Genomic DNA, 12,699 nt, shown 5'->3' on the forward strand with positions numbered 1-12,699 from the left:
CCCTTTGTGAAGTGAAAATTCAGCAAGTAGCTGTTACGCAATGACAATTTCCCCCATCGCTCATGCTCCATCGTTTTATCTATTAGCTTGTCTACTAAGCACTTTCACATAAAAATCTAATCGAAATCTAATCTCTTTCAAATGGCGCTCTCATTGAACCTCTGCATAATAAACAATGAAGGGAATGAAATAAAATGGCAATTGAAATTTTCAGGAGAAAGGAACAAAAGTATCTCATTTCAACAGATCAATACAAAGAATTGATTTTCCAGATTTCGCCTTATATGCGCCCAGATAAATTCGGTATTGATGGCAGATATACGGTAACAAGCCTGTATTTTGATAGTAGTGACCATAAAATTTACTTTGAGACAAAAAATAAATTAAAATTTCGACAAAAGTTACGGTTACGAATATATGATGATACGGATATTGATGGGACTGCATTCTTTGAAGTAAAACAAAAGCATAAAAAAGTGGTAAATAAGCGCAGAATGCTACTTCCACTTCGAGAAGCTTATCGTTATTTAAATGATACAACTAACAATGCCGTGGAACAATATGAATCATCTAATCCACAAGTATTCCGAGAAATTGACTACTTCCGGAAACACTATCAATTACGCCCTGAAATGATTGTCAGCTATGATAGGCATGCACTTCATTGCACATATGATCCTAATTTAAGAATTACGTTTGATCTAAACTTACGTTGCCGAAACGACGACCTTTTACTTGAAAATGGTTCTAGTGGAGAACATTTTATCGATCCGAATTTAGTCGTTTTAGAAGTGAAGGTGGATGACAGCGTACCATTATGGCTCACACGAATTTTGCAAAGTCTTAACTGTGAGCAAAGGGGCGCATCCAAATTTTGCACGAGTTTAGAGATGTTAAGAGGAAATCAACTACCCAATGGAATTGTACCAGAACCTGTACAGTTATCAGGGGTACAAAATGAAAAAATATTAATTGGAGGAATTTAAAATGGATGTATTAAATCAACTTTTTTCAATTCAAGCAGGAGTTGGACACAGTATTACCATGACATTTCTTGGCCTACTCATTGCAACAGCATTAAGTTTAGTTATTACAAAGGTGTATCTCATTACTTTTACAGGGGAACGTTATTCCCAAGCATTTGTTCATACAATCATTATATTGAGTATTATCGTATCCGTTATCATGAATGTTGTTAGCGATAATGCAGGCGTAGCGTTTGGTTTATTTGCTATTTTTTCATTAATCCGCTTTAGAAGTGCCGTAACGGATGTAAAAGATATTGCCTATATCTTTTTTGGCCTATGTGTCGGAATGACGTGTGGACTCTATCAATTTGATCTCGCTATATTACTCACTTTATTCGCTAGTTTCGTATTTTATCTTCTCTATCGTTTTGATTATGGAAAAGGTAAAGATACGCAAATCCTAAAAGTAACTGTACCTGAAAACTTAAATCACGAAAATCTACTTGATGATGTATTTCATGATTATACAACAAGCCACACATTACGTCAGGTCGAAACAACGAACCTCGGTACCATGATTTTGTACACGTACGCGATTCGTAGTAAAAATACTACAAATGATAAAGAATTACTTGATCGCATCCGTGAAAAAAATGCCAATTTAAAAGTATCCATTACGTATATGGAAAACGGTAATTAAAACTTTAAATAGAACTTGTATGGATAAGGATACTAAATTGATTTGTACTTCTATTCACATTCTACAATCCGTAACTTACATATCCATCACAAGTTAAATAATTAACGATAATGATAGAAAGCTACAGCACGTTTGTAGAGGAAATTTTAAAAAAAGCAGTAGGGATCTTGCTCTTTCTCTACTGCTTAATTAATGAATCAAGCCTTTTCTGACTATTGATTTAGCATTCTTTAAATCCCCGGAAATGCTAGAAATCTTCGTCTTACATCTTGTTAACAAGCGATAGAAGTTGCAAACTGTCGGAATTTATATTTCCCATACTACATTGAGTATAAGAAAGAGGCCATCCTCATTTACTTCCTGATGATGGCCTCTGCAACTGTCCTTGTCATTCCGCGCTTAGTAATATCCGCCATATGGTTGGTATGGATAGTTCTGATAATATGGGTACGGTGTCTGTGGATAGGTAGGGTAGTAACCATAATACGGATTAGGCCCATATGGATAAGGACCAGATGGGGTGAGTAAAGATCCCGCTAATAACCCGCCTGCAAATCCACCTAGTAATGGTAGCCCACCTTGGGATCCCCCGTGCGGTCCGTGGGGTGGTCCATGCGGTGGTTTTCCATGGCCACCACCATGATGCCCCGGATTACCAGGAGGTCTAGGCGGTCCATGGTGCCCGCCAACATGCCCATGACTAGGCTCACGCATCATGTTCTCCTGTTCAATATCATGCTCCAATGGAAATTGCATAGGATTAAATTGATTCCATTCGTGATTCATAACTTTCCCCTCATTTCATGATCATCGTCCATACAGCATATGCAGCGGCCTATAAAAGGTATTGGGCACATGTCTCTGAAAGTGAATATTAACCTAGCAAACCATTAGGGCTAGGCTTAAGCAGGACTTCCTTTTTAAACTAGCCTTTCAATTAAATCCCTCTCTCCTTTACCTATATACTTACCACTCGAACTGTTTATAGCCGATGTTATCATCTTTTTATAAAAGGGCTTTTTTAAACAACAATTAACACAGACAAGTATCCATTATTTAACCGACAAACCGTCATCCACTCCCTAAAATTTACATTGGTAAATATGACCAAACAAGGATACATAAGCGGCGTTTTTATGACTACTTTTCCTAGATGAAAACCCAACTGAACACTGGGTTATATTACCATGTAACGTACTTATTAATTATCTAATCGATACTTCCGATAGTATTAATTGAAGGGAGAGTGTTCTATAAAGCAGAAATTCTCGTACACGATATCGCATTTATTTGTAATGTACTAGTAATAGAAAAATTTATTTAATATTGCTCTTCCAACAATCACCTAATTTATTTCCCTCTCATCTATTCCTTATATGAACGACATTAGCAAGATGAAAATGCATTTATAAATGGTAGCTTACGGAAAAGGAAATAACTGCACTTGATTATTTTCGATTGAAACAGAAAACCATCCTCTGTCTTAGTTCCCTACTGAGGTTCATACTTTATCACCTCGGTTTATCCGCTAACCTCTAGGAATCAGATCAGAGTAAAATCCATTGGGTGTAATAAACACAAAAAAATTATAGAAAAAGGAGTGACATATAGTGAAATTTCGTAACATGAAAACTTCAACAAAATTATCTCTACTAATCATTATTTCTATCATCATTTTTGGCATCATTGGTGGTAATGGATACTACTTTATGAATAAAATGGATAAAAATTCAGATGCCATGTACAAAGATACTTTACTTCCAACTAAATGGCAAAATCAAATTGAGGCAAATAATCGTGCTATTGACAGTTATGTACTGGAGTTATTGATTACTACAGATGCTACTGTGGTACAAGAATTAAAAGACGCAATTGTTAAAAGGGAAAAAGAAAATGAAACTTTAGTAAAACAATTGGAAGAAAGCCTCCTTTCCGAAGAAGAATCCGGCTATCTCCAAAAATATAATGATATCAATCAGACTTATGTCAAAAAACTCGATGAGGCAATACAATTATCTTTAGCAAATAAAAAAGATGCAGGTTACGTTACTTATCGAGATGGTATGCATGATCGCGACAATGCTAATGTTTATATGAACAAAATCAAAGACTATTTAGATTCATATGCTAAAAACCTTCATACAAATATCACAAAGGACAAAAAGTTTAGTACGTCGATCATCTTTACTGTATTTGTCTTGGCCATTATCTTAATAACAGTCATTGGCTATATTTTTACCCGTGCAATTGTAAAGCCAATTAGGGAAATACAAGGACTTATGGAAAAGGCTGAAAATGGAGATTTGACAGCCCACGGGAAGTACGTTTCAAAGGATGAATTAGGTCAATTAACCACTTCCTTTAATAGCATGATGGATAAACTAAGAGACCTTATGAAGCAGGTAAGTATTACGTCTGAACACGTAGCAGCATCTTCTGAGGAGTTGTCAGCAAGTGCCGTCCAAACCACTGAGGCAACGAATCGTATTTCAGCATCAATTATTGAAATTGCAAGCGGATCTGAAGTGCAGAAACAAGCAACAAATGAAAGTTCCATCGCGATGAATGAGATTACAACTGGGATTCGTGAAGTATCAAAATCAACTACTTCTGTCTCTGAATTAGCAATGGATACTAGTACTGAAGCGAATAGCGGGAATCATTCCATACAACAGGTCATTCAGCAAATGGAAAAAATCGATAAGGTAGTAGATAACTCCGCTTCTATTGTGAAACAATTAGGGGACCATTCAAAGGAAATCGGGAAAATTATTGACGTCATTACAACAATCGCAGATCAAACGAATTTATTAGCCCTAAATGCCGCTATTGAGTCCGCTCGTGCAGGCGAACATGGCCGTGGCTTCGCGGTTGTCGCTGATGAAGTAAGAAATCTCGCTGAGCAGTCTAAAAGTTCCGCCGAACAAATAGCTGCATTTATTGAGAAAATACAAGCGGACACCTCTTTTGCAGTCGATGCAATGGATATGGGTACGAAAGAAGTGAAATTAGGAATGGAAGTCGTCCAGGAAGCCGAAAAAGGATTTAAAAAAATTCTAAGATTAATTGAACACGTTACCGCCCAGACCCAAGAAACTTCGGCAGCATCAGAAGAAATGTCCGCTAGTTTAGAACAAGTTAATTCATCGATGGGGGAAATTGCTAGTATTACCAAAGCTTCATCAGATAGTACGCAAAATGTTGCCTCCTCCTCAGAAGAACAGTTAGCAGCTATGGAGCAAATTAATTACTCCGTATCCGAATTAACTAAAATGGCTGAGGATTTACTAGAACATGTAAGTAAATTCAAGATTTAATTTCAACATAGGGGGATAAATTAAGATTTACTATCCCACCATGAATAGCATTACTGACAATGCTCCTTTGTAGAAAATCCGGGATAAGTATAGTCCCTTCTACATTAGGAGCTTTTTTTGGAGTCAGACCCCTCAAAAGAGGGGATATGAAAAGATTAATATTTTTTACCATGTTCATATTGATCCCCTAAAAATTACTATTGAAAATAAAGGATTACAGCGGGTAAGCGTAGAATAATGATAGGGAAGGATAACTAAGGTCTTTCCCTTACTAAGGGACAAAATAATTATCAACGGAGGAAAACTTCATGAAAAAGCCTATTGTATTCACCATTCTTATTGGTATTACATTACTTGCAGCATACTTAGGCTGGTTTGCCCAAGATATAGCTTATTATTTTCAAAGTCATTTATTCTATGTAGAGCCATTCATCACACTTATTATTGTAACCGCCATTAGCATCTGTTTATTTGTACTTGCTTTTATCATAGAATTCATTTTATATTCTATAAAGAAGATAAAATCCAACATGCTCTTTGCTTTATTCATTACGAATATCATTGCTGGCATTTTCATATCACTTTGGTCTTTATTTGTATTAGTTATGTGGTGGGGATAAGATGGATGTTCAACCTGCGTGAGTTCTCATACCACCTAACAACTATTAGTTAAGTTAATCGTGGTGTTAATTCTAACAATTGAGGCCCGTTTTCAAATACTAATATACTATGCTAGTGCTCATGACTAAATAAAAGTAGGTAATCATATTGGAAGTTATTTCAGAAAAACTGATATACATCGCTTTGTTTATATTTATCATTCACTCTATTGAAACGCTCGCTTATGCCGTAAGGTTGTCAGGAGCTAGAGTAAGAATGATTGCTTCAGCTTTATCTCTATTTAATATCATGGTGATGGTATCAAGATTGGCAAACATGATGCAGCAACCATTTACAGGGAGCTTAATTGATACTGCACCAAGTAATAACGCACAAGAATTTGTAGCAATGCAGTTTCGATTTCTCATTGGCGCATCAACAGTTGGCACCATTTTTGGAATACTTCTCCTTCCCACATTTATAGCTCTATTTTCAAGGGCAATTATTTACTTGGCAGAAGAGAAGGGCTCCATTCCATCTTTATTTAAAAGGTTATTTTCCTTACAGTACATAAAACGTAGTATCACACATTTTAGCTTGCCAAAATTTTCTTACTTAAAAGAGACTAAAATCAAAGACATACCAATAAGATTGTTTTTGGTGAATATGATCATTACCGCAATATATACTATCGGAGTTTTATCTGCATTGTATGCGGCATTATTAGCACCAGCACGCGCATCAACAGCTATTATGGCTTCCGGTTTAATAAATGGCATAGCGACAATATTATTAGTTATTTTTGTCGACCCAAAAGTCTCTGTCGTAGCAGATGATGTAGTTAACAAGAGAGGAAGTTACCAAACTCTGAAAAACATATCCCTCATGATGGTAACTTCCAGACTATTAGGTACACTGCTAGCACAATTATTTTTTATCCCCGGAGCAAAATATATTGCCTGGTTCACACAATTCATTGTTTAAAATACTTTAACAAGCTAATACAATTATAGGGAAGGAACTGTACCCGTTAAGCAGACTTTATAGTTACATTTTATCGGATAGGATGTTATTGAAAAAACCATCAAAGCCGGTTCTTCTACCATGGATTCGCAGACTTCTACAATCAAAACCAATTCTTCTACCATGGATCCGCGAACTTCTACAATCAAGGCCAGTTCTTCTACCATGGATTCGCGGACTTCTACAATCAAAACTAGTTCTTCTACCATGGATTCGCAGACTTCTACAATCAAAACCAGTTCTTCTACCATGGATTCACTAACTTCTACAATCAAAACCAAATCTTCTACCATGGATTCACTAACTTCTACAATCAAAACCAATTCTTCTACCATGGATTCGCGAACTTCTACAATCAAGGCCAGTTCTTCTACCATGGATTCGCGGACTTCTACAATCTAAACTGGCTCTTCTACCATGGATTCGCAGACTTCTACAATCAAAACTGATTCTTCTACCATGGATTCGCGGACTTCTACAATCTAAACTGATTCTTCTACCATGGATCCACTAACTTCTACAATCAAAACTGATTCTTCTACCATGGATTCGCGGACTTCTACAATCAAAACCAATTCTTCTACCATGGATTCGCGGACTTCTACAATCAAAACCAAATGTATAGCTACTCGTTTATATCAATCATTCAATAATTATAGAATAACTCATTCTATAATTATTGAATTTTATTATTTTATAGGTTACGATGTTTATACAAAAATAAATAGAAGTTTAGGAGGTTTATATGGATATTCTAAATACAACAAGCAGAAAAAGAGAAACATACCAAGTAGCATTCACTTATTCTCCATTATGGGAATGTGCTTTAGGTATTGCTGCTATAACAAATACAAAAATGCTGCATACTTTAGAAAAGCCAACATCATATTGGCAAGCATTAAAAGAAGGGTTTTCAGAAGAACTTTTAAACGAATTGAAATATGTAGAGGAAAACAATACATGGAAGGCATTACTACAACTTCTTCACTCCTTTGAGGGCCAAGGGTTAACTGACTTTTGCGATTACATAAATGGATTACATACATACCAACTTAAATTTATTTGTTTACCGTACATTGGTGATCAGTATCAAGATGTTAGGAAAAAAGCTGCACATGCTGATAAGGAAGCTAATTTGGGTTTAATAAACGTAACTAAAGATAACCCGTTCTTCCCACAGTATGTAGATTTTATATTTCATGTTAATCCTGATAAATTGAAGCAACATTTGGTTAGTGTGATGTCTAATTGGTTTTATGCTGTTGTGGAACCTTCATTAAAGAGAGTGACTGAAATACTAGAAATAGATTATCAGTCTAAAATTAGCATGGCCGAAACATTGAATCCAGAGCAGTTAGTTCATTGGGCAACAGGAGGAGTGGATTATCTGCCTGAACCTAGTGTTCATAAGGTGTTGTTAATACCACAATATGTTTATCGCCCTTGGAATATAGAAGCAGATATCGAAGGTACAAAAGTATTTTATTATCCAGTTTCTAACAAAAGTCTATCACCAGAAGATAAATATATGCCATCAAACTTTATGGTTCAGAAATATAAAGCACTAGGAGATGAAGTAAGGCTTAAGATAGTTAAAATACTTTTTGAAAATGCTCGTTCACTCCAAGAGATAACCGAAATACTTAATATGGGTAAATCGACTGTCCATCACCATTTAAAAATATTAAGAGCATCTAAAATTGTCGAGATAAAGGAATCTAAATATTGCTTAAGACTTCATGTTTTAACCATGTTAGACCAGGAATTAAAGGGGTTCTTAAAAAACGAATAGGGTGGTTTTATATTGAACAAACGACTATTAAAAAACCGTTCCTTTATTGCTACCTGGATGGGCAATGGAATTTCAGAAATTGGAGGAGCCTTTGGTACATTTTGTAACTCGATATTAGTATACCAATTAACAGGTTCAACTTTAGCTTTGGGAAGTATGTGGTTGCTCTATTTCCTCCCATCCTTAATTATTCAATTATTCATTGGGCCATATATCGATCGTTGGAGTAGAAAATGGATATTAGTTATCTCACAATGGACAAGAAGTATTATCTTTTTAATCCCTTTCGTAGCTATATTTTTAGATAGCATACATGTTTGGCAAATGTACACTGTGCAAATTGTTATAGGCTTCATTTCACCACTTTATGTACCAGCAAATCATGCGATTACACCAACAATCGTAACAAAAGAGGAATTAAAATCTGCAAATGCCTACATTGATGGAACTACGCGTATTATGTCCTTTCTTGCACCCATACTAGCAGGAGTTGTTATTCAATATTTAGGAGTGAACATCACCCTCATGTTTGTTAGTCTTACACTTTTTATCAGTGGGTGCACCTTACTTCTCATAGATGAAAAGAGAGATAAGATAAATACGGTGAGAAATACTTGGTTATATGATTTTAAAGTAGGGCTTCATTTTTTCCTTGAACAACGAATCATCGTTTGGCTTGGATTTTTTTTAGCCTTTGTTCAATTTGGCGTGGGAGTAACAATGGTTACCACACTACCTTATATAACGGATGTATTAAATGGCTCATATTCTGATTATGGTTATTTTATGGCGGGATTTCCAATAGGATATTTTATTGGAGCTATGCTCGTACCAAGAATTGCATTTACAAGTAGAAGGTTTCTAATGTTAGGCTCCCTTTTTATCGGTGGTATTACCTTTTTTGTCCTAGCCTTTAATTACAGCATTTATTTTGCAATTATAACAGAAATAATTGGCGGCATCGCAATGGCCTTATTTAGCATACATAATACGACTATTTGCCAACATGTTGTTCCAAATCATTTAATGGGCAAGGTATTTTCAGTTCGTTTGTTCATCATGAGAGGAACAATGCCTTTGGGCGTTTTATTGGGTGGAATAGGAAGTGACTTGTTAGGTATACGACCGCTCTATTTGTTCATCGGACTCCTTATTAGTATCGTTGCTTTAGTTGGTATGACATTACCATTCTTTAAATTTATTGATAATAAATTAGAATTTGAAGAAGGGTAAAATGGATGATTGGGCTTTAAAACTATTTGTTTTAAACAAGGAAAAAAGTGGACAGGAATAAACAAAATCCTGTCCTTTGAATTGATTATTGCTAAGTTAGAAATACCATATTCGATCATGATTGGATGTTAACAAAGGTGTATTTTATAAGATAGTCCGAACGTATTGACATGTTGCAAAGCAGCACAGCTAGCTACCTTACAATTTCCACCTTATCAGCCACCCGTAAATATCTGATATAGCGCTCATCATCAGGAGAGATACCTAAGGTTTCGAAAATCCCAACAAATCTATATCTATTAAAGCCTAGATTATCTTTGTATTTTGCAAATACAGCCCTTTTGCTCCCAAAGCTTACTTCCTCCATATAGTTTTCTTTTCTTTCTGCAACAATTTCCTCTTCTTGATGGGATTCATCAATGTATGACCAGTCTTCAGCCAAGAAATTAAGCCATCCTCTCGCTACTGATTTGGTATCACCATTTATAGTAACTGAAAGTTTAGGACACCATAGCCACAGTTTATCTATTACCCTGAAAAAACTCCGTTGGTACCTTTTGGAATTCCTTCCAAACACAGTATTTGCAATATCCTTAATATCTCTAAACGATACATCATCGTAAATTGATAAATATTCTTGTTGTTTCAGCTGCTGTAATTCCTCTTCATATGTCCGCCACTTCAATGTAGTGTTTGATGCCTTATCATTGATAGCCGCTAAAATCTCTTTAATCCTATCATTTATTTCGTCTAAAGATTTGGTAGCATCTATTCTAAAGCACTGGAAATCCTTAATAGACTCTTCATTAACTGCGGATATGATATCATCCATGCGAAGTTCATCAGCCTTTTGATTATCTTGATGATATGCTTCATCTACTTCTATTCCAATATGTAGTTGCGGGAAATAAAGATCCATCAAAGCATGTTTTCCATTTGGGCGTTTAACGTATTGTTGGCTAACAGGCTTAAGATTCATATTGTCCAATTTATGCCAGATTGCAGTTAAAATATAATTCTCGTAATCTTTCCTTTTGGTACGCGAAAAAGTCTTCACTAAGTAATCACGCTTGTTCATCTCTACACTCCTTTTCACGCCTTCTTTATGTAACTAGATATGATCTTTTCAGAGATTATCTTTAATCAATACTTCTTTATCATCAAAGCCTTTATCCTTTATTTGCTTCTAATATTTGAGAAATTTTATTGTCTGCCTTTCGTAATACCTGTTTTATTTGTTTTATATTTTTTTCTCTTTGTACCATTTGTGCATACTTTTCTTGGAATACCTCTTTTATTCGAAGAACATTTTGCATTTCCTCATTTGTTAGTCGTTTATTTGGGTCAGTATCTTTTGACCACTCAAAAAGCATTTTAATCTCTTGTAGTGAAAATCCAGTTTGTTTAAGTTTAATAATAATATCCATTATATCGATATCGTGGTTACCGTAAAAACGTTGTGTGTTTTTTATTTCTGGATGCAATAAATCTATCTTCTCATAATAACGAATCGTATCTATACTAACCCCAGTTCTTTCTGCAAATTCACCAATCTTCATAATTGTCACCTGCTATTTTATAAAATTATAAACCATAAAAATAATTATACAATGGAAAATAATACGAATGATATGATGGCTGTACGTGAGTTGGCCGTTTTTTAATATTCCTTGGAAAATTGCTAATAGATGTACCAGAACAAATGCAATGATTAACAATATAAAAAGCAAGTCTTTATTTGGCATACATAATATTACGATTATACCCACTGATACAATAACAAACAATAAGGCCCGTACGTTATATCCCACTTCTTTCCATTGGTTCACGCCTGCTATTCCAGTTAAAAGAGCATACAACCCAATCAATATATAAGTCATAATAGCCATTTCATTTCATTCCCTCCATACTTTTCATACTTTCACTATAAAAGATGGAGTTAGCTCCATGTCAATAATAAAAATAACCTACGTTATTCTGAGACTGTTTCAAGATGGGGTAGCATTTAATCACTTTTACATTTAAGCACTCTGTTGCCCACCGGTGGAATTATGTACCTCGGTGAGAACGAACACGGTATCTGATTGCGATTATCATTTCGAGGTTTATAATGTTTTGCTTTTCCTTTCGCCTCTCTGGAACCTTCATTTTCAACTTGTAAGTAATACTTACAAGTTGAGTTTCCCTGCAACTCTGCTTCATAAATATTTTTAATGTGAAGTGTAATATTTTGAGGTGAGATTAGATTTGATACAAATCCACAATACCCTTTGTGTCATCCAAACCATCTTTTAAATCTCTCAACTTCATTTAGACTTGAAAATTTTAAAGCCATCGGGTACCTAAGACTAGAATAAAAAGAGCACGTTTTATAGATCCTCTACTCAGAAAAAAGTACTTTGATTACAAGTTCAAATCGGGCACTGTTATCGCTAAAGAGGAATTTCCGTCTTATAAATAAAAAGGATGATATATTTTTGCTTTGATATGTGTTATACTAAAGTTACTTAATTGTTCGTTAGCAATGCAGGATCTATGGCATAACTTTACAATGTTTATCATCGTCTTGAATTCTTATCAGAACAACAAAGGAATAAACGTGCTTTATGCACAATGGAGGAATTTCACATGAACACAGGTTCAGTAAAATGGTTTAACGCAGACAAAGGTTTCGGTTTCATCGAAGTTGAAGGTGGAGACGATGTATTCGTACATTTCTCAGCTATTCAAGGCGAAGGTTTCAAAACTTTAGAGGAAGGTCAACAAGTTACTTTCGATATCGAAGAAGGCAACCGTGGACCACAAGCAACTAACGTTGTTAAAGCATAATCATTTATATGAAACAGCTCTTCTGTAATAGAAGGGCTTTTTATTTTGCTGTTTTTTAAATATTTGATGAGAATGATACAACTATCATATTAACTAGGTAGCTGCAGCTAAATATTGCAATAACTATAGACTTACATAACTATCCTCTACGTGAATAAATTCATATAAAAGGCCTAATTATTTTCTACAATGAAATAATTAGGCCTTTCTTTATTATAATCTAATGCAACTCTTTAG

At 35.0% G+C, this 12,699-nt stretch carries 13 protein-coding genes; 8 read left to right on the forward strand and 5 right to left on the reverse strand.

The features are described 5' to 3' along the window. Positions 1-194: 194 nt before the first annotated feature. Positions 195-986 carry a polyphosphate polymerase domain-containing protein gene (locus ACFFIS_RS06345; protein WP_390186663.1) on the forward strand — a complete coding sequence of 264 codons (792 nt, stop codon included), beginning with the start codon at positions 195-197 and terminating at the stop codon, positions 984-986. A gap of 1 nt (position 987) precedes the next feature. After that, the gene (locus tag ACFFIS_RS06350; RefSeq protein WP_320380688.1) at positions 988-1,668 is read left to right on the forward strand and encodes a DUF4956 domain-containing protein; all 681 of its coding nucleotides are present in this window, start codon (positions 988-990) and stop codon (positions 1,666-1,668) included. Between the two features lie 399 nt (positions 1,669-2,067). Here the strand turns inward: ACFFIS_RS06350 and ACFFIS_RS06355 are convergent, their stop codons facing one another. Next, the gene (locus ACFFIS_RS06355; RefSeq protein WP_320380689.1) at positions 2,068-2,454 is read right to left on the reverse strand and encodes a hypothetical protein; all 387 of its coding nucleotides are present in this window, start codon (positions 2,452-2,454) and stop codon (positions 2,068-2,070) included. Between the two features lie 824 nt (positions 2,455-3,278). Here ACFFIS_RS06355 and ACFFIS_RS06360 point away from each other — a divergent pair. From ACFFIS_RS06360 to ACFFIS_RS06370, 3 genes are all read left to right on the forward strand, one after another. Next, positions 3,279-4,985, forward strand: coding sequence for a methyl-accepting chemotaxis protein (locus tag ACFFIS_RS06360; RefSeq protein WP_390186665.1), 1,707 nt, complete (start codon positions 3,279-3,281; stop codon positions 4,983-4,985). Between the two features lie 308 nt (positions 4,986-5,293). Further along, complete coding sequence (locus ACFFIS_RS06365; protein WP_390186667.1) at positions 5,294-5,605, forward strand: hypothetical protein; 312 nt, start codon at positions 5,294-5,296, stop codon at positions 5,603-5,605. Positions 5,606-5,753: 148 nt separating this feature from the next. Then, complete coding sequence (locus ACFFIS_RS06370; RefSeq protein ID WP_320380692.1) at positions 5,754-6,569, forward strand: lipid II flippase Amj family protein; 816 nt, start codon at positions 5,754-5,756, stop codon at positions 6,567-6,569. Positions 6,570-6,592: 23 nt separating this feature from the next. Here the strand turns inward: ACFFIS_RS06370 and ACFFIS_RS06375 are convergent, their stop codons facing one another. After that, positions 6,593-6,985: a hypothetical protein gene (locus ACFFIS_RS06375; protein ID WP_320380693.1), complete on the reverse strand. Its 393-nt coding sequence runs from the start codon at positions 6,983-6,985 to the stop codon at positions 6,593-6,595. Positions 6,986-7,090: 105 nt separating this feature from the next. After that, on the reverse strand, positions 7,091-7,225 hold the full coding sequence (locus ACFFIS_RS06380; RefSeq protein ID WP_320380694.1) for a hypothetical protein: 135 nt from the start codon (positions 7,223-7,225) through the stop codon (positions 7,091-7,093). 128 nt (positions 7,226-7,353) lie between these two features. Between ACFFIS_RS06380 and ACFFIS_RS06385 the strand changes: the two genes are divergently transcribed. Continuing rightward, the gene (locus ACFFIS_RS06385; RefSeq protein ID WP_320380695.1) at positions 7,354-8,400 is read left to right on the forward strand and encodes an ArsR/SmtB family transcription factor; all 1,047 of its coding nucleotides are present in this window, start codon (positions 7,354-7,356) and stop codon (positions 8,398-8,400) included. A gap of 12 nt (positions 8,401-8,412) precedes the next feature. Next, on the forward strand, positions 8,413-9,633 hold the full coding sequence (locus ACFFIS_RS06390) for an MFS transporter (protein WP_390186670.1): 1,221 nt from the start codon (positions 8,413-8,415) through the stop codon (positions 9,631-9,633). Between the two features lie 193 nt (positions 9,634-9,826). Here the strand turns inward: ACFFIS_RS06390 and ACFFIS_RS06395 are convergent, their stop codons facing one another. Together ACFFIS_RS06395 and ACFFIS_RS06400 are read right to left on the reverse strand one after the other, a co-directional pair. Beyond that, entirely contained in the window at positions 9,827-10,711 is an 885-nt protein-coding gene (locus tag ACFFIS_RS06395; protein ID WP_390186672.1) for an AbaSI family restriction endonuclease, read from the reverse strand. A gap of 91 nt (positions 10,712-10,802) precedes the next feature. Then, positions 10,803-11,192 (reverse strand): helix-turn-helix domain-containing protein, encoded by a 390-nt coding sequence (locus ACFFIS_RS06400; protein WP_320380698.1) that lies wholly within the window; start codon positions 11,190-11,192, stop codon positions 10,803-10,805. Between the two features lie 1,069 nt (positions 11,193-12,261). On the opposite strand from ACFFIS_RS06400, the gene ACFFIS_RS06405 reads away from it, so the two are divergent. After that, positions 12,262-12,462 carry a cold-shock protein gene (locus tag ACFFIS_RS06405; protein WP_320380699.1) on the forward strand — a complete coding sequence of 67 codons (201 nt, stop codon included), beginning with the start codon at positions 12,262-12,264 and terminating at the stop codon, positions 12,460-12,462. Positions 12,463-12,699 lie beyond the last annotated feature (237 nt).

Origin of the sequence: Paracerasibacillus soli (genome assembly GCF_042432965.1) — a bacterium.
GTDB lineage: Bacteria > Bacillota > Bacilli > Bacillales > Amphibacillaceae > Paracerasibacillus > Paracerasibacillus soli.

What these genes read in the sequence shown, in the direction of transcription:
- ACFFIS_RS06345 (WP_390186663.1), top strand. Translation starts at nt 195, where the DNA reads ATGGCAATTGAAATTTTCAGGAGAAAGGAACAAAAGTATCTCATTTCA.
- ACFFIS_RS06350 (WP_320380688.1), top strand. Translation starts at nt 988, where the DNA reads ATGGATGTATTAAATCAACTTTTTTCAATTCAAGCAGGAGTTGGACAC.
- ACFFIS_RS06355 (WP_320380689.1), bottom strand. Translation starts at nt 2,454, where the DNA reads ATGAATCACGAATGGAATCAATTTAATCCTATGCAATTTCCATTGGAG.
- ACFFIS_RS06365 (WP_390186667.1), top strand. Translation starts at nt 5,294, where the DNA reads ATGAAAAAGCCTATTGTATTCACCATTCTTATTGGTATTACATTACTT.
- ACFFIS_RS06375 (WP_320380693.1), bottom strand. Translation starts at nt 6,985, where the DNA reads ATGGTAGAAGAACTGGCCTTGATTGTAGAAGTTCGCGAATCCATGGTA.
- ACFFIS_RS06385 (WP_320380695.1), top strand. Translation starts at nt 7,354, where the DNA reads ATGGATATTCTAAATACAACAAGCAGAAAAAGAGAAACATACCAAGTA.
- ACFFIS_RS06395 (WP_390186672.1), bottom strand. Translation starts at nt 10,711, where the DNA reads ATGAACAAGCGTGATTACTTAGTGAAGACTTTTTCGCGTACCAAAAGG.
- ACFFIS_RS06400 (WP_320380698.1), bottom strand. Translation starts at nt 11,192, where the DNA reads ATGAAGATTGGTGAATTTGCAGAAAGAACTGGGGTTAGTATAGATACG.
- ACFFIS_RS06405 (WP_320380699.1), top strand. Translation starts at nt 12,262, where the DNA reads ATGAACACAGGTTCAGTAAAATGGTTTAACGCAGACAAAGGTTTCGGT.